We start from the raw sequence: 16,567 nt of genomic DNA, 5'->3' as shown, positions 1-16,567 counted from the left end.
AGGAGGACACCATGAAGACAACGTTCAAAAAGTCCGTACTCGCATTCCTGACATGCGTCCTGGCGCTCGCCTTTGCCCTAACGGGCTGCAGCGGCGGCGGCAAGGACCCCAAGGCCAACTTCGTCGGCAGCTGGGAACTCTCGGGTGGAACCCTGGAGGGCGAAGAGCTCACCGATGAGTACATGGATATGCTCAAGGAGTGGGGCCTCAACTGTATCCTGATCCTCGACGAAGACGGCACGGGCGTCCTCGACATGTTCCTTGAGGTCGCCGACCTGAAATGGGAGGCCAAGGACGCCACCACTGCAACCATCACCGCCGACGGCGATTCGCAGGACATGAAACTCAAGGACGGCAAGCTCGTCCTCGAGGTGGAAGGCGACAAGCTTATCTTTACGAAGTCCGACAAGGATCTGTCCGGTACGCTAAAAAAGGATCGCGAGGCGGCCGAGAAGGAAGAGGAGATCGATGAGGCCGTCGAAGACGACGACGTCCAGAGCGTCGAAATCTCCCCCGCCGTCACCGTCGCCGATGACGATCTGTGCACCATCACCATCACCGAGAAGTTCAAGGACGAATGGGGCGACATCGGCTTTGTCGTCAACATCACCAACAAGAGCGACAAGGACCTGACCTTCTACGCTCCCTCCGGCAAGACCAACGTCAACGGCACCATGAAGGAACCTTGGTTCTCGGCTAACCTGATGCCCGGCACCAACGCCACCGAGGAATTCACATTCTCGAGCGGCGAGCTTGACAGCCTTGACGACCTGGTCAACACGACCATCGGCATCGACGCCTATCTGACCGATTCCTACGAGGACGTCGCCTCCTACACCGCAACCATCGCGTAGCGGCACGTAACATCAGCCACGGATTGGCGGACACATCCGCGCACTTGCCAGGCGGGGCCGCAGGAGTTGATCCTGCGGCCCCGTCGTTTTTATGCCGACAGTACAGCCGCACAAGCAGGCCGACCGTCGTTTTCTGATGCAAAACGGCGGGCGGCCTATCTTTACGGCGCCGGAACACGGCGAGCGCGTCGATTACGGGCGCTCCATGTTGGGGACGATGCTGCCCTCCGTTACCGCGCGCACGGCAAGACGCATGATGTTGTCGTAGCCGGTCTTGCTCAGAATCTCCGAGATGCGACGCTTGATGGTACCCTCACTCATAAACAGCTCGGCCGCGATCTCGCGGCGGCTTTTGCCCTCGCAGGCAAGGCGCAAAATCGACAGCTCGACATCGTCGAGTGCCGCCGTACCCGAAAAAATGCTCTCGGGCGGCTTGGGAAACGTGCAGTAGCCCGCCAGCGTGGAGCGCATCACGGCGAACAGCTCGTCGATACCAACGTTCTTGTACACAAAGCTATCGACGCCCGCCTCGCGAGCCTGATCGACAAAGGTGATCTCGGGCATGCCTGTCATGATGATGACGCGGCACTCGGGCAGCTGCTCCTTGATGCGCGCCGCCGCCACGATGCCGTTTGAATCGTGTTCGGTGCACACGTCCATCAATATCATGTCCGGGCGCTCCTTGAGCGCGACACCCAAGGCCTCGGAGGCATCGGCGATCGCGGCGACGACGGTCATATCGGGCTGGTCGCCAATGGAGCGCGCCAGGCTTTCACGCAGAATGGCCTGATCTTCGACAATTAACACGCGGATCATGAACTTCTCCTTTGGACCGTGGCGTTGGGGCTCAGCGGGATGGACACCGCAAGCGTAAAGGGCTGGGCGGCGTGGACTTCCAGGCCGCCGCCCAAATCTTGCGCGACATGCCTCATACCTGGGATACCCGTTCCCTCGCGATACGATACGGGGGCCGGGGACCCGTCGTTAGAAATCGTCATGCGCGCGACGGCGCTAGCATTCGTCCCCTCCTGCCACAGGCGCACGTGGACCTGATGCGCCTGCGCATGCCTGGTAGCATTGGTCGAGGCCTCGCGGATAATCTGCAAAAATGCGGCGGCGACACGCGCGTCCTCAGGCAGCGCACCCTCAACATCGATCTGCACACTCACCAAGCCAAAGGCGTGGACGATATCGCTCAGCTGCTCTGCAGGCTCGCTGGCACCGCCACTTCGCAAATCGGCGGCTATTGAGCGCAGCAACGGGTCAATCTGCTCGAGCGACTCATCATCCAGACGTCCCTCCTCCAAATAGCGATGAAGAATGGACAGGCGCTGGCCGATCACATCGTGAACGCGGGCACGCATACGTAGGTAGGCCGCATTGTCGGCAACCTTTTTGGCTTCTTCAATCTGGGCCTGGAGCTCTTGGCCAGCACGCTCAAGCAGGTGGTTGGCTTGCGCCAGACGGTCGTAGGCGTGTGCGTATTCCGTCACGTCCAGGCCGACGACGCGCTCGAACGGACGGCTCGAGACCGTAACGGAGTCACGCACGAACAGACGAATCTCGGAAGGAGAGATCTCGACCACGGCGCGATCCCTACCAAAGCGATCAAGGTCGATATGGGCGCGATTAGCGCTGCTTTCGGGCATTTGCATGCTCAGTTTGCGCAGGTCGTTCCATGTGCTGCTCATGTCGCCCAGGTCGGTGGGCATATGGAGCTCTACGAGGTTTTTGCGCATGCAGCGGTTCATGAGCAGCGGACGGCCCCTCGGGTCTAGATACAGGATGCCCACGGGAATCACGTTGATGGTCTCGATCGTCGAGAACAAGGTGATATCCTCTTGGCGGTTACGGACGTCCATCAAGAGCGCCGCGATGGAACGGAACAGGAAGAACGCTCCCTCTGCGATAAGGACAACGGTCCACGCCGAGCCCATGGCAAAAACCACCGGTGGTGTAACGGCGACAACAAGCAGCAGCTCGACCAGCATGACGGGACGACGATAGTGCACCATAAGTACCACGCCATAGGCAAAGATTGCGGCATTGAGCCACAACGCTCCGCCCATTGCCCTGGCGCAAACGTCAAGCGGCGCCACCAGATACGAGCCAGACGACGTGAACAAGATGAGCGCCGAAATCATCAGGTGAAGCACAAGACTAGCCTCGTAGGCGCAAATCACCTTACGGTTATAGGACGAGCGGCGCGATGCGATGAGCGGGACGTGGATCGTCTGCAGACACGCAGCCAGGGCAAAGACAACATCGAGCGCAACGATTTGGGGAAGGATGAGCGAAATCTGCATCGTCACTCACCCGCCCTCGGCATCAAGACGATCATGCGCAGCTGACCGGACTCGCCCTCAAGGCGGTATGCCACGTTGCGCCCTTGCAAAGCGCTTTCGAGCTCTTGCGCAGCGGGCGTCTGCGAAAGATCTTCATCATCGTTGGAAAAAAGTGTGGCGCGCAGCTCGACGCTGCATCGGTCATGGTCGCCCAAGTGATACATAAGTGCCGGATGATCGGTGGTGTAGGCAAAAAACGCAAAGTCATACACGCAGTCGTACAGCGCGCTTACCGTACTGGCGTGCATCGGGCGCCGTATGGCAATAATCGAGGCGCAATCGACATCGATCGTGCGCAGGTCGCTTGCGAGCTCGTTGGCAATGAGCTGAATGCGGTCGCGGTCAAAACCGCTCTCCCCGTGCTGTGCCAACGTGAGCGACCCCTTCCGTTTGCAATAGGCAACGAGCATCTTGGCGCGCTGCAGCATGCGGTAACGCTCGCGCGAAGATTCCTCGTCAGTCAACGGCGGCAGCGAGCTCAACAAGTCGTACATCTCTTCGAGCGCGCGGGCAAGCGCCTGGTCCACGTCTTGGACTAGCAAGGTCTCGGCCTCTTGATCTGCCAAATGTGTCTTAAGGTCGTAGTCGGCGGCAAGCAGCTCGTTTTGGCGTTGCAGCTCCATGCGACGATGTGCCAGTTCGCGATTGAGCTCGTTGAGCTCCGATACGTCTTGGGCAAGCAGGGCCGATCCCCCCAGCAGCGGAAAAGCACGATACATCACATCGGGATCGGACGCCACGGTAAAGGCATGGGCGCGGCCGTGCTCCTGGGTCCGCAACCCCTCGCGCACGCCTACCGGCATTGGCTTTGACACCGGCGTGGCATAGACCTCCTGCAGGTCGCGCGTTAGAACTTTGAGGTCAAGCGGCAAGGTGTCGAAGATGCCGGCGATATCGTGGTACGACGGAATGACACCGCAATCGAGACAGATTTCCATCGCCACCACGCACAGGATGCAATAGACGAGCGAAAAGTTGAGCCTCCATGCCCAGGGCACGCGCAGAGCATATGAGATGCCAAAGAATGCGCCGCCCAGCAGCACGAGCGCCGCCGTGCCCGAGAAACGTTGGATGCGAAAGGACGAGGACCGACCAACCAGGATAAAAAAGGCCACGAAGTTAAAGGCCGTCCACACGAGGAAGGCGAAATAACCCCGGCCGTACGTGTAATCGTTGCTCCAGGTGTCGCTTGTACGGTCAAAGCGGAAGACCTGCTGGTGAAAATCGTTGGTGAGCACAAATCCGATAAGCAGGATGGCCACAATCCACAGCGCAGCACGGTAGCGGCGACCCAGGCGGCGTTGCTCCAGGCCCGCAAGGCGCAGGCCGCAGAGCTGGTAGAGCAGCGGAATGAGCGTCATGGGCACGTAGTACAGGTACCACAGCAAGGTGGCATAGAACGGCGTGTACGACTTGTACTTGAGAATGACCTCGATCATCCACAGGGCACAGATGGTGGCGATGGCAACAAGGCGGCGGCGCAACACATAGTCCAAACAACGCAGATAGACCAACACGCCCCAAATCGAAAATACAATTGCGGCGACAAGCAGCGGGAGAGGGCTCGAATGGGTGAGCCCATCCACGACCTCTTCGGACACCTCGCTATAGGCGGGCACGGCGTTAGAAAGTTTGGGGTCGAAGGCGAACAGCACCGGCAAGATCGCCAAAAGCATGAGGAACAGCGCGGTGATGGCGCCGGCGATAGCAAAGACGCGGTGACGGTACACCTGATGCGTTATGCCAACAAGGAATCGCGGCATGGCGAAGAGCCTGCCGCCCCTGGGATCCGCAACCGGAGCGGTCCGGGCGGCCGCGTGGCCGATATGTCGCTCGCGGGTACTCATAGTCCCTTTAGTGTACCGACAGGCGGGCCCAAAAAGCGGGCCGCATGTCCCAAAATCCGCAGACGGCAAGGCGCCCGGCGAGCAATAACTACTCGCCGGGCGCCTTGGTTAGAAGGCTATGAAGTTGAGTGTCTCAGCTTCCTTAGGACAGGTCCTCACCATTAGAAGCAATAACCTTCTTGTACCAGTCGAAGCTCTTCTTTTTGGAACGCTTGAGGGTACCGTTGCCGGCGTCGTCGCGGTCCACATAGATAAAGCCGTAGCGCTTGGACATCTCACCCGTGCCGGCAGACACCAGGTCGATCGGGCCCCAGGTGGTGTAGCCCAGCAGGTCAACGCCGTCCTCGGTCACCGCATCGCGCATCGCGGCGATATGCTGGCGCAGGTAGTCGATACGGTAGTCGTCGTTGATGGAGCCATCCTCCTCGACAACATCCTTGGCGCCCAGACCGTTCTCGACCACAAACAGCGGCTTCTGATAACGGTCGTACAGGTCGTTGAGGGTGATGCGGAAGCCCAGAGGATCGATGGCCCAGCCCCACTGGCTCTCCTGCAGGTAGGGGTTCTTGGCGCCGGCGAAGGCGTTACCCTGGGTGCGCTCGACATCGGGGTTATCGGCACCGGCAGAGCAGCGGGTGCTGTAATAGCTAAAGCTGATGAAGTCGACGGTGTTAGCGGCCAGGATCTCGCGGTCCTCGTCCGTCATGCCCACATCGATGCCTAGACGCTCGAGCTTCTTGACGGCATATGCCGGGTAGTAGCCGCGGCTCTGGACGTCGACGAAGAAGTAGTTGTCCTGGTTATCGAGCTGCGCCTGGCGCACGTCGCCCGGACGGCAGCTGTAGGGGTAGTAGCTACCCGCGGCGAGCATGCAGCCGATCTTGATCTCGGGGTCGATCTCGTGGGCGATCTTGGTTGCCCAAGCGCTGGCGACGAGCTCGTTGTGGGCGGCCAGGTACTCGACGGCCTCCTTGTTCTCGCCCTCCTCAAAGACCAGACCGGCACCCATAAACGGCAGGTGCAAGATCATATTGATCTCGTTGAAGGTGAGCCAGTACTTCACCAGCCCCTTGTAGCGGGTAAAGATCGTGGTCGCGAGGTTCTTGTAGAAGTCGATGAGCTTGCGGTTTCGCCAGCCGCCGTACTCCTTGATGAGGTGAATCGGGCAATCGAAGTGCGTGATGGTCACGAGCGGCTCGATGCCGTGCGCCTGACACTCGCGGAATACTTCCTCGTAGAAGGCCAGGCCAGCCTCGTTGGGCTCGGTCTCGTCGCCGTTGGGGAAGATGCGGGTCCAAGCCAGGCTCATACGGAAGGTCTTAAAGCCCATCTCGGCAAAGAGAGCGATGTCCTCTTTGTAGTGGTGATAGAAATCGATGCCGGTCTGCGCGGGATAGTAATAGCCGTCCTCGAAGTCGAGCATTTTACGCTGGCCGGAGACCACCGCATAGCGCTCGGGGCCGTGCGGAGCCACGTCCACGTTGGCCAGGCCGCGGCCGTCCACGTCGTAGGCACCCTCGCACTGGTTGGCAGCCGTTGCGCCGCCCCACAGGAAGTCATTACGGAAAGCCATGTATCAATCCTTTCGCACGCTGTTGTCATAGGCTCAGTATCCCTGCAAACAACGCGTCGCTCAACGGCGGTGGCACAGGCCGATACTTCTTTTCGCGTGCAGGCGCCCGGCAGCCACCCCGCCTGACACTTTTTGATACCCGCCTGCCCAATTCACCACCAAGGGGACAGGCGCCTTTGTGGCGGTTTGGGGCGATTTGTCTCGATCTGTAACAGGTAGGCCGCCAAAACCGGGCCAGGTGTTACAGATTGAGATTGTTCGGCCAGTCCCTTGCAGTTTGTCTAAATCTGTAACAGGTAGAGACGATTTAGCCCGCTAGATGTTACAGATCGAGACAGAAGATTCTAGTCGCAGGCGATGTCGAGGTTTTTGCCGATGAGACCTACTTAGCCGCCTTCGCTCAGCAACTCATTTGACTGAATAGGAAAAAAAGGAAAAAATAGGAAAAAAAGGAAAGGAGACTTATGACTGAAACCATCTTCTCCCCCTCATTTGGAAATCGCCCGTCCTATCTGGTGGGACGCGGGAGCGTGATTTCGACATTCATCTCCGGCCTTGAGCAGGAGCCGGGCAATCGAGACCGAGCCATGCTCATGCTCGGCCAGCGAGGCAGCGGCAAAACGGTTCTGTTGTGGGAACTTGCCGATCGCGCCCGCAAGCTCGGCTTTGTTGTCGCCACGCCCACCGTAGCCTCCGAGGATATGCTCGAGCGCATTGTTGAGAAAATCCAGGAAGCGGGCGAGCCTTACGCCAACAAGCATCGTCTCCCCAAACTTACAGGTGGCAGTTTGAGCGTCTTCGGTTTCTCAGCCGGCCTCGAGTTTACGCGCGACGTACAGGAAACTAAGAGTTTCCAGTTCAAACTCACGCAGTTGGCACGCAAGTTAACCGAGCAGGGACACGGCATCCTCATCCTCATCGACGAGCTCCAGGCAAATTCACCCGAGATCAGACAGCTCGTCACCGCCTATCAAGAGCTGGTCGGCGAGGGACTCAACGTCGCGCTCGTCATGGCGGGCCTCCCGGGAGCAGTCTCCGCGACACTCAACGACCGCGTACTGACATTTCTCAACCGCGCACGCAAAGTCACGCTCGAACCGCTTTCAGTCGGAGATGTCGATGCCTATTATCAGCGGGCTTTCGAAGAGCTCGACCTTGATATTCCAGGCGATCTTCGCCTCCGTGCCGCTCGTGCAACCCAAGGATCGCCCTATATGCTGCAGCTCATCGGCTACAACATCGCCAATCGCTGCCAGGCAGGAGAATACGTAACGCCAGAGCAAGTCGACGGAGCTATCGAAGCGTCAAAGGCCGATTTCGAAAACGATGTTTGTGAAACGACGCTCGCCGCGCTATCGGACCAAGACGTCGCGTTTCTCGACGCAATGACTGATGACAAAGACGGCGTGTCGCGCATCTCCAATGTGGCCGAGCGCATGTCAGTCACACCCGACTATGCCCAAAAGTATCGCCGACGCCTCATCGACGTCGGCGTTATCGAACAGGCACGCCGCGGTTACGTGCGTTTCGCTGTTCCATATATGGCTGACTATCTGCGCAGCCAGCTCTAGACAGCCACCACAATGGGGACAGGCACCTTTGTGGTGGGTTGGGCCCGCTTGTCTCGATCTGTAACAGTTAGGCCGTCAAAACCGGGCTTGGCGTTACAGATTGAGATTGTTCGGGCGGCCTCCGTGGTTCGTCTTGATCTGTAACAGATAGAGACGATTTAGCGCGCCAACTGTTACAGATTGAGACGGAAGACCCTAGTCCACGGTGATGTCGAGGTTCTTGCCGACGAGACCTACGTAGCCGCCCTCGGCAGCCTTGGGACTATCTGCGTGGCAGAGAACCCACTTGTCGGCCTTCCAGTAGCAGTAGCTATCACCGGCCGCGGGCATGTCGGCCGCAGCCTCGGGGCGCGGACCGTTGGTGCCGGCGGGCAGCGCAACCATCACCTGGAAGCCACCGTCGTCGACCATGCACGGCGTGTAGTGCAACGTGGTGGCGTAGACCTCGACGAGCGTGCCGGCGGGCGCGCGGAACGCCTTGACCTGCGCGGTGTCGAGCTTGCCGTCGACAATCTGCTCACGCTTGGCGAGCAGCAGAATAAAGTCGCGAGCACCCAGGTTGAACTCGCTCGCGCGGTGATACTCCAAGCAGTTGAGCTTCGTGTTGTGGCCGTTGCACCAGCCCAGCTGGAACGGACGGCCGCCATACATGAGCAGGCCGAGCGCATCGGCGCCCTCGACCTGCTCCAGCTCAGGCGCGGAGGCCACGTACTTGCTGCCCTCGGGGATGGGCGTTGCGGAGAGCGCCTCGACGAGCGGGGCGGTCAGGCTGGACGGGACGTCATCCCACACGCGGCCATAGGGTTTGAATTCGGGGTCGGTAACAGAGTAGATATGCATGTTCGCTCCTGTTCGTTTGTGTGATATTACGAACATTCTAGAACAATCACGCGCGGTTTTAAACGTCCGCCATGTCCGCTCAACAAAAAGGCACCCCCGCATAAGCGAAGGCGCCCAGTGAACTCATTTTGAGCGACGAAACCTTTACGCCTGCTGATAGTGCAGGTGTGCCTCATCGATATCGATCAGATCGCGGTCGAGATAGCGACGCGCGAGCCAATTTGCCATAGGGAGATTCTGGTCCAGGTAGTTACCGCACTCTTCGGGAGCGGCACCGGGGACATCGCCCTCGAAGCCAGCAACAAACTCGAACAACTCGCGCACGAGCGGCAAGATCTCCTCACTCGTCACCTCGCCAAACACAACCAGGTAAAAGCCCGTGCGGCAGCCCATAGGGCCAAAGTAGACAATACGGCTCGACCACTCGGCATGGTTGCGAAGGAACGTCGCGCCCAGATGCTCGATGGTGTGGCACTCGGCCGTGTTCATAACCGGTTCTTTGTTGGGCGTGGTCAAGCGCAGGTCAAAGGTGGTGACGGCGGCACCGGTCGCCGGATCGCGGTCGACGCGGCTCACATACACGCCGGGCTCAAGCAGCAGATGGTCAACGGAAAAACTCGCGATGCGCTCCATGGCAGATCCTCTCGGTAGTCAATTTGGGACAGGGCTCTTTTAGCTGGTCGCAACAATCCCACCCATGATAGCAGTCAAAAAAGCCCCGTCCCAAATGACTACTTTGGGACGGGGCGCCGCGCAGCCGATAATATCGACCGTTCAGCATCTAGTTTTCTGACCCCTCACCTATTGATGCTGCGTCGTCCGCAATGCAGAGCGTGCGAGCAGCTCAACAGCCAAAAACCCGGCAGCGACTGGAATCGCCACCAGACCAATAGATGGCCTGCACTTACAGCACCTGCAAACAAGTTGCGACGGCACCGTAGATATTGGCGTCGTTACCCAGCTGCGCCGGGACCACGTGCGGACGAGGCATATCTTTCAGAAAACCAGTGTAGTGCGCCATGACGTCATCCATCTTACGGTCGAGCGCCTCGAACAGCGCGGGATGGCAGCTGATGCCACCACCAATCGCGAAGACTGCCGGGTCGATGACGCACTGCAGATTCACAAGCACACGATCAAACAGCTCAGCATAGGCATCCAATCCGCGCTGCACGGCGGCGACTTCGGACGCGCTCCCATGCTCCAGTAGCTCGAAGATCCGTCGGCCATCGAGGGCCTCCAGTTCAGCTTCATCCGAAATGCCAAGTTCGACTGCCACGAGATTCTGCAGGCCGTGCCATCCGCTCGAAGTCGCGAACGTATCACGATGATCAAGCGGTTCGCTTACGTTGTTGGACAGGAAGCTGAACTCGCCCGCGAAGCCGCCCGCACCTGTCAGCACCCGGCCGTCAACCACGATGCCTCCGCCGATGCCCGTACCGATTACCGCCACGCAACCCACGTCCACGCCGCGCAACGCGCCGGCAGCGTACTCGCCAAGCGCACAGCTTTTGCCGTCGTTGACAACGGTCACGGGCAGCCCCAGCCGTTCGCGCAGCGCTCGGCCAAGCGGAAACCCGTCCATGTACGGCAGCGCACCACCGCGATGGATCGTCCCGTCTGGATCGACCTCGTAACCGAAGATGCCACCTGGGGCCGAGATGCCCACGCCTACAACCTGTCCGCGATACGGCCCTACGAGTGCCGCGAGCGCGTCGACCAGCTGATCGGCCGAGACGAACGCCGTCGGAATCGAACCACGGTCACCAAACTCGTAGTTCTCATTCACAATCGCCCATTTGACGCTCGTTCCGCCGATATCAATTCCAAACAGCTGCCTCATGGCCGCTCCCCTCTCGCTCAATGCGTCTACATGCTCGCAGGCTCTTCCATAAAGGCCATGAGCCTGCGGTTGAGCAGACGACCCCAAAACGTGCAGATACCGCCCGCCAGGAGCGCGGCGGCTACGGTGCCGATACCGATGCCCACCGCAGCACCCGTACGCACAAGCCCGTAGACCAGTGAGATGCCCACACAGCTCCCGTCAAAGAAATACTTCGCCTTACCAAATTCACAGTGAAACACCTGGGAGAGCGTCTGCACCATGCCGTCGGGCGCAACGGGAACGAGCCGCGCGGAGACGATCGGCGTCACGCCGAGCGCTGTGAACGATACGGCGATGACCAGCATGACCAGGCCATCGATGAGTCCCGTTGCGGTAAATGGAAACAGCCAGATATCCAGCACGTCGATGAAAACGCTAAACAGCAGACTGACGGGTATCTGCAAGAGAATCTTGACATCCGGGTAGCGCACCAGGAGAAGCTGGGCAACCACGAATACGCAATACACGATAAACGATGCCGTACCGAGGCTCAAACCCTCGATGATATACATCAGGTACGGCACCGTACTCATGGGCGCTACACCAAGCCCCGTGCGTGCATTCATTACAACGCCGCAGCTCAGGAATAGAATCCCACATACGTAGACCATCATTCGACGCGTTGGACTCTACCGCATCACATCACTCTCTCGTTCGCATCTTCACCTATCGGCACGAATAGCGCTCCGTAACATCGCCCCAAGGCGTCACTCGTACGCAATCGTCGCCTCGACGGCATGGCGCCAGCCGGCGATCTTTCTGGCGCGTTCGTCAGCGGGCATCGACGGCTCCACGATGCCGCGCTCGCCGTAGACATCGACGACATCGCGCGTGTACATGCCCAGCGCGATGCCGCAGGCCCAGGCCGCACCCAGGCCGCTCATCTCGTCGTTGCTCGCGATGCGGATGGGCGAGCCAACCAAGTCACTCTCAAACTGCATCAGGTACGCGTCGCGCGTGGGACCGCCGTCAACACGAAGCTCGGCCAACGTTGCACCCGAATCCTCGACCATCGCATCGATCACGTCAAAGATCTGATAGGCGATCGACTCGTCGGCGGCCTTCACGAACTCCGCGCGACCCGTGGTGCGCGTCATGCCAAAGACGCAGCCCTCGGCGTCACTCGCCCAGTGCGGCGCGCCCAAACCGGTAAACGCCGGCACAAAGTAGACGCGGCTCGCCGGATTGGCGGCGTAGCACAGATCGGTAACTTCCTCGGGGTTATTGATGAGTTCCAGATCGTCGCGCAGCCACGTCTTGACGGCGCCGGCGTAGCTCACGTTGCCCTCGAGCACGTACTCGGTCACGCCGTCCATACGCCATGCGAGCGAGCTCGAAAGCCCGTGCGAGCTGGCAACGAACTCGTCGCCGACGTTCATCATGACCGAGCTGCCGGTGCCATAGGTCGCCTTGGCCATACCGCGGCTGTGGCAGCCCTGCGCAAACAAGGCCGCGTGGCTGTCGCCCAGCACGCCGTGAATGGGCACGGGTGCCGGCAAAAAGCCGCCCAGGTCCGTCATGCCGAACAGGCCATCGGAATCGGTCACCTGCGGCAGGCAGGCCACGTCGACGCCAAAGGCCTCGCACACCGGCTCGCTCCAGCAGCCACGGCGCAGGTCAAAGAGCTGCGTGCGGCTGGCGTTGGACCAGTCGCAGCGAAACTCCGCGCCGCCCGTGAGCGTCCAGACCACCCAGGCATCGATGGTGCCCAGACACAGCTCGCCTGCCGCGGCAGCCTCGGCAGCAGCGGGAACGTTCGCGATGATCCAAGCCATCTTGCCCGCCGGGTAGTAGGGCGAGAGCACCAGGCCCGTCGTGTCGCGCACCAGCTCGGCCACACCCTCGCGCGCGTCCAGCTTGTCGCACAGCTCGCGGGCGCGGGCGCACTGCCACACTACGGCGTCGCACAGCGGCTCGCCCGTCGCGCGGTTCCAGGCAACGGTGGTCTCGCGCTGGTTGGAGATGCCGATGCCGGCGATGTCGGCAGGGTCGACCCCGGTCTCTTCCACCACGGCACGCGCCACGGCCAACACGTTGGCGGCGATCTCGACCGGATCATGGCTCACCCAACCGGCCTCGTTGACAATCTGGCGATGCGAGCGATCGGCACGATGAATCAAATGGCCGCCCTCGTCCACCAGCAGTGCCTTGGTGCCCTGCGTGGATTGATCGATTCCGATGATGTATTTGCTCATGTACTCTCCCATTCCTTCCGCCAAATCAAAGACGACTGGCGGACAAGGAGCGAGCGGCCGTCAAGTGCCGCAGATTGCCGTGAAAGAGGAGCGCCGCGTACTTTGCGTACGCAAGCGACGGTTTGAACGGCAAGGTGCGGTGCTTGGCGGCCGCGCAGCGTCTGTATCTACTAGTTGCCGAGGAACTCGGCGACGGTCTGTGCAATTCCGGCACCCGTCAGGCCGTAGTGTGCGAAGACCTCGGGGCTCGTGCCGGTGATGACCGGTGCGTCGGGCAGGGAGAGGCACTTGACCGGACGCGGGCAATGCTCGCCCACCACCTGCGCGACCATAGAACCCAGGCCGCCGAAGGGGCTGTGCTCCTCGACCGTCACGACGGCGCGCGTGGCACCGGCAGCCTCAATCACGGCCTCGGCGTCAAGCGGCTTGACGCAATACATGTCGAGCACCGTTGCCGAGATGCCCTGCTCGGCCAGCAGGTCGGCAGCGTCCACGGCATGGCGGACCATCTCGCCGGTGGCGACGAGCGTCACATCGGTGCCGCGACGCACCCAGGTGGCGCGATCCATCTGGAACGGGCACTCGTCCTCTGTATACACGTCCTCGACCGGGTTGCGGCCCACGCGAATGTAGGCCGGCTTGTTGTCGGCGACCAGGGCCCGCACGAGCTCGGCGGTCTGGAAGCGGTCGCTCGGCAGATACACGCGCATGTTGGGAATCGCACTCATAGCGGCGATATCCTGCGCGGAGTGGTGGCTCATACCCAGGGCGCCGTAGGACACGCCGCCCGAGATGCCGATGAGCTTGACGTTGGTGTTGGAGTACGAGACATCAACCTTGCACTGCTCATACGAGCGCGTGGTCACAAAGGACGCCGGCGAGGCGGCCCAGGCCTTCTTTCCGCACGAAGCCATGCCGGCGGCGATGCTCACCAGGTCCTGCTCGGCAATGCCGACCTCGACGGACTGTTGGGGATACTGATCAAAGAACGGCGTGAGCGATGCGGAGCCGCGGGAGTCGGAGCATAGGACGACGATGTCCTTATCGGTCTTCGCGGCCTCGAGCAGCGTGTCGCAGATAACCTTGCGATTGGCGATCTTGTTAGCCATTGACGGCCTCCTTATGGGCAGCGAAATCGGCGATGATCTGGGCATATTCCTCATCGTTGGGCAGGTGATGGTGCCAGGCGGCCTTGTCCTCCATAACAGGCGAGCCATAGCCCTTCACCGTATTGAGGATGATGACCGTGGGCTTGCCGCAGGTCTCGGCCGCAAGCGTCAGCGCGGCGTCGATGGCCCGGACGTCGTTGCCCGGAATGGAGAGCACGTTCCAACCGAAGGCGGCCCAGCGCTCCTCCTGCGAGTCCTGCTTCATAACATCCTCGGTACTGCCGCTGATCTGCAGGCGGTTGCGGTCCACGAGTGCGCACAGGTTATCGAGCTGGTAGTTGCCGCCGCTCATGGCGCCCTCCCAGACCGATCCCTCGGCAAGTTCCCCGTCGCCCATGATGGTGTAGACGCGGTAGTCGCGGCCGTCCATCTTGCCGGCGAGCGCCATGCCCACGGCCACCGGCAGGCCGTGACCCAGCGAGCCCGAGTTCATCTCGATGCCCTTGAGCTTGTTGTTGGGGTGGCCGATGTAGGGGCTGCCGAACTTGGAGAAGCGGGCCTTGACGTCATCGAGGTCAAGATAGCCCTCGTGGCAGAGCACCGCGTAGTAGGCTTCCATGGCGTGGCCCTTGGAGAGCACGAAGCGGTCGCGGTTGGGATCGTCGACGGTCTCGGGTGAAATGTTGAGGTGGTTGGCATAGAGGGTCATGAGGGCGTCGATCACCGACATGTCACCGCCGATGTGGCCGCCAGCGCCAGCCATGATGATATCGACGCAATCGCGGCGAAGGTCCCAACGCAGGGACTCAAGCTCTTCGATAGTTGCCATTTCTACTCTCCTCGCAGGTAGGCTTTAACGTCTTCTTCGATGGGGTCGTACAGGTCGGGGGCAATGCCGAGGTACTTGCACGCCTCGTAGAGCACCGGCACCACGTTGGCGTGAATAGCGACGCAGTGGTGGATGTAGGGACCCTCGACGATTTTGGCCTCGAGGCGCTTGAGGTTGTCGACCTCGACCCATAGGTAGGTGCCCATGCCGGCCGGGCCGTCGATGCCGCGGGCGTTGCCCAGCAGCAGCGAGTACTCGCCGTTGTCGCCGTCAAAGCGGGCAAGGGTGAGGTCGCCATGCTTGGCCTCGGCCGTCAGCGCGCCGGGGTGATCGAAAGCCAGCGGATAGGTGAGCTTGGGCTTGACGGCCGCGCAGCTGCAGGGCCAGGGGCCGCAGTGCTGCAGCAGCTCGCCGTTCTCGTTATCGGGATGGCGCACGGTCCAGTCGGCGAACATGCCGCGGTGACGGCCCAGGTCGGCGGCCTCGACCATCAGCGCGGTGATGGCGCCGTGGATATCGGTCTCGCATACGATAGGAATGCCCATCTCGTTGAGGATGGCGTTGGCGGCGCAGGGCATAATGCCCAGCTCGTCCTGCAGAGCGTTCCAGCACTGAATGGCGCCGGCGTTGCAACCGTACTTCTCGACCAGGCGCTTCATGGCGATGGCAAGACCGGCGACCGCGGGAACCTTATCCTCGGGGATGCAGATCTCAAAGCTGTCGTTGATGTGGGCAAGCATGGTAGCCATGGCCTGCTCGTCGGCCTGGGCGTCGCGCACGGCCTGGACAAGCTCGGTCATGGGAATGGGCGAAAGCTGGATGTTGAACTTCTCGAGCAGCTCGCCCTCGTTGCACATGGTCGACCAGAAGTCGAACGGACGGGTGGCCATCTGCAGGATGCGGGTGTGCTTGAAGGTCTTGACCACGTTGCACACGGCCAAGAAGTCCCAAACGCCGCGCTCGAACTCGGGATCGGTCAGGCGGCAGTTGGTCATGTAGGTGAAGGGAACCTGGAAGCGGCGCAATACTTTGCCGGTGGCGAACAGGCCGCACTGGCTATCGCGCAGGCGGGTGCCGTCGGGCTCGGGGCGCTCGTCGCGCGGGCCCCACAGCAGCACGGGTAGGCCGAGCTCGCGGGCAAGGCGAGCGCAAACGTACTCGGTGCCAAAGTTGGCGTGGCACAGCATAATGCCATCGACGCCCTCGGCGCGGAACTTCTTGACGATAGGCTCAATGTGGCTGTCGTCGAACAGCAGGCCCTCGTCATTGATGTCGTCGATATCCACGATGTCGACGCCGATCTCACGCAGGCGATCAGCCGTCAGGCCGCGATACTTGATTGCGTCCGGCGCGCTAAAGATACTGCGGCGCGTGGGCACAAAACCGAGCTTGATCTTGTCCATGTACGTCCTCCCCTAATCACATGTTCAGTAAACAGACGCATGTTTCGTTTTGTTCTGTTTACTAAATTTTTACTCCAGTGTTTAGAAGTTTAACGCGAAATACCCGTGGGCGGTAG

The 16,567-nt window shown here is 60.7% G+C and carries 14 protein-coding genes; 2 read left to right on the top strand and 12 right to left on the bottom strand.

Annotated elements, in window-relative coordinates:
• Positions 1-11: 11 nt before the first annotated feature.
• Positions 12-854: a hypothetical protein gene (locus ACTQXI_RS05680; protein WP_427727291.1), complete on the top strand. Its 843-nt coding sequence runs from the start codon at positions 12-14 to the stop codon at positions 852-854.
• A 192-nt stretch (positions 855-1,046) separates the two neighbouring features.
• Here ACTQXI_RS05680 and ACTQXI_RS05675 read toward each other — a convergent pair whose 3' ends face one another.
• The 4 genes from ACTQXI_RS05675 to ACTQXI_RS05660 form a co-directional block, all read right to left on the bottom strand.
• A complete protein-coding gene (locus ACTQXI_RS05675) occupies positions 1,047-1,670 on the bottom strand; it encodes a response regulator transcription factor (RefSeq protein ID WP_441048955.1) in 624 nt (207 codons plus the stop codon).
• On the bottom strand, positions 1,667-3,166 hold the full coding sequence (locus tag ACTQXI_RS05670; RefSeq protein WP_441048956.1) for a sensor histidine kinase: 1,500 nt from the start codon (positions 3,164-3,166) through the stop codon (positions 1,667-1,669). The genes ACTQXI_RS05675 and ACTQXI_RS05670 overlap by 4 nt, the downstream gene beginning before the upstream one ends.
• Positions 3,163-4,962 carry a histidine kinase N-terminal 7TM domain-containing protein gene (locus ACTQXI_RS05665; protein WP_441048957.1) on the bottom strand — a complete coding sequence of 600 codons (1,800 nt, stop codon included), beginning with the start codon at positions 4,960-4,962 and terminating at the stop codon, positions 3,163-3,165. Before ACTQXI_RS05665 ends, ACTQXI_RS05670 begins: the two co-directional genes overlap by 4 nt.
• A 226-nt stretch (positions 4,963-5,188) precedes the next feature.
• Positions 5,189-6,619, bottom strand: coding sequence for a 6-phospho-beta-glucosidase (locus ACTQXI_RS05660; protein ID WP_441048958.1), 1,431 nt, complete (start codon positions 6,617-6,619; stop codon positions 5,189-5,191).
• 464 nt (positions 6,620-7,083) lie between these two features.
• Between ACTQXI_RS05660 and ACTQXI_RS05655 the strand changes: the two genes are divergently transcribed.
• Positions 7,084-8,190: an ATP-binding protein gene (locus tag ACTQXI_RS05655; protein ID WP_441048959.1), complete on the top strand. Its 1,107-nt coding sequence runs from the start codon at positions 7,084-7,086 to the stop codon at positions 8,188-8,190.
• A gap of 195 nt (positions 8,191-8,385) precedes the next feature.
• Here ACTQXI_RS05655 and ACTQXI_RS05650 read toward each other — a convergent pair whose 3' ends face one another.
• The 8 genes from ACTQXI_RS05650 to ACTQXI_RS05615 form a co-directional block, all read right to left on the bottom strand.
• Positions 8,386-9,030 carry a DUF4867 family protein gene (locus ACTQXI_RS05650; RefSeq protein WP_346963377.1) on the bottom strand — a complete coding sequence of 215 codons (645 nt, stop codon included), beginning with the start codon at positions 9,028-9,030 and terminating at the stop codon, positions 8,386-8,388.
• Between the two features lie 144 nt (positions 9,031-9,174).
• Positions 9,175-9,663 (bottom strand): S-ribosylhomocysteine lyase, encoded by a 489-nt coding sequence (locus tag ACTQXI_RS05645; protein ID WP_118652431.1) that lies wholly within the window; start codon positions 9,661-9,663, stop codon positions 9,175-9,177.
• 271 nt (positions 9,664-9,934) lie between these two features.
• Positions 9,935-10,894, bottom strand: a complete 960-nt coding sequence (locus ACTQXI_RS05640; RefSeq protein ID WP_441548413.1) for an ROK family protein — start codon at positions 10,892-10,894, stop codon at positions 9,935-9,937.
• 5 nt (positions 10,895-10,899) lie between these two features.
• Positions 10,900-11,526, bottom strand: a complete 627-nt coding sequence (locus ACTQXI_RS05635; protein ID WP_294121706.1) for a YczE/YyaS/YitT family protein — start codon at positions 11,524-11,526, stop codon at positions 10,900-10,902.
• Between the two features lie 96 nt (positions 11,527-11,622).
• Positions 11,623-13,110: an FGGY family carbohydrate kinase gene (locus ACTQXI_RS05630; RefSeq protein WP_441048960.1), complete on the bottom strand. Its 1,488-nt coding sequence runs from the start codon at positions 13,108-13,110 to the stop codon at positions 11,623-11,625.
• 170 nt (positions 13,111-13,280) lie between these two features.
• On the bottom strand, positions 13,281-14,219 hold the full coding sequence (locus ACTQXI_RS05625) for a transketolase family protein (protein ID WP_427718099.1): 939 nt from the start codon (positions 14,217-14,219) through the stop codon (positions 13,281-13,283).
• On the bottom strand, positions 14,212-15,048 hold the full coding sequence (locus ACTQXI_RS05620; RefSeq protein WP_427718096.1) for a transketolase: 837 nt from the start codon (positions 15,046-15,048) through the stop codon (positions 14,212-14,214). Before ACTQXI_RS05620 ends, ACTQXI_RS05625 begins: the two co-directional genes overlap by 8 nt.
• Positions 15,049-15,050: 2 nt before the next feature.
• Positions 15,051-16,451 (bottom strand): L-fucose/L-arabinose isomerase family protein, encoded by a 1,401-nt coding sequence (locus ACTQXI_RS05615; protein WP_427747626.1) that lies wholly within the window; start codon positions 16,449-16,451, stop codon positions 15,051-15,053.
• Positions 16,452-16,567 lie beyond the last annotated feature (116 nt).

The organism is Collinsella sp. LCP19S3_C9 (assembly GCF_052121575.1).
Classification (GTDB): Bacteria; Actinomycetota; Coriobacteriia; order Coriobacteriales; family Coriobacteriaceae; genus Collinsella.
The sequence above is the reverse complement of the archived record's forward strand: the minus strand, read 5'-3'. Positions and strand labels throughout refer to the sequence as shown.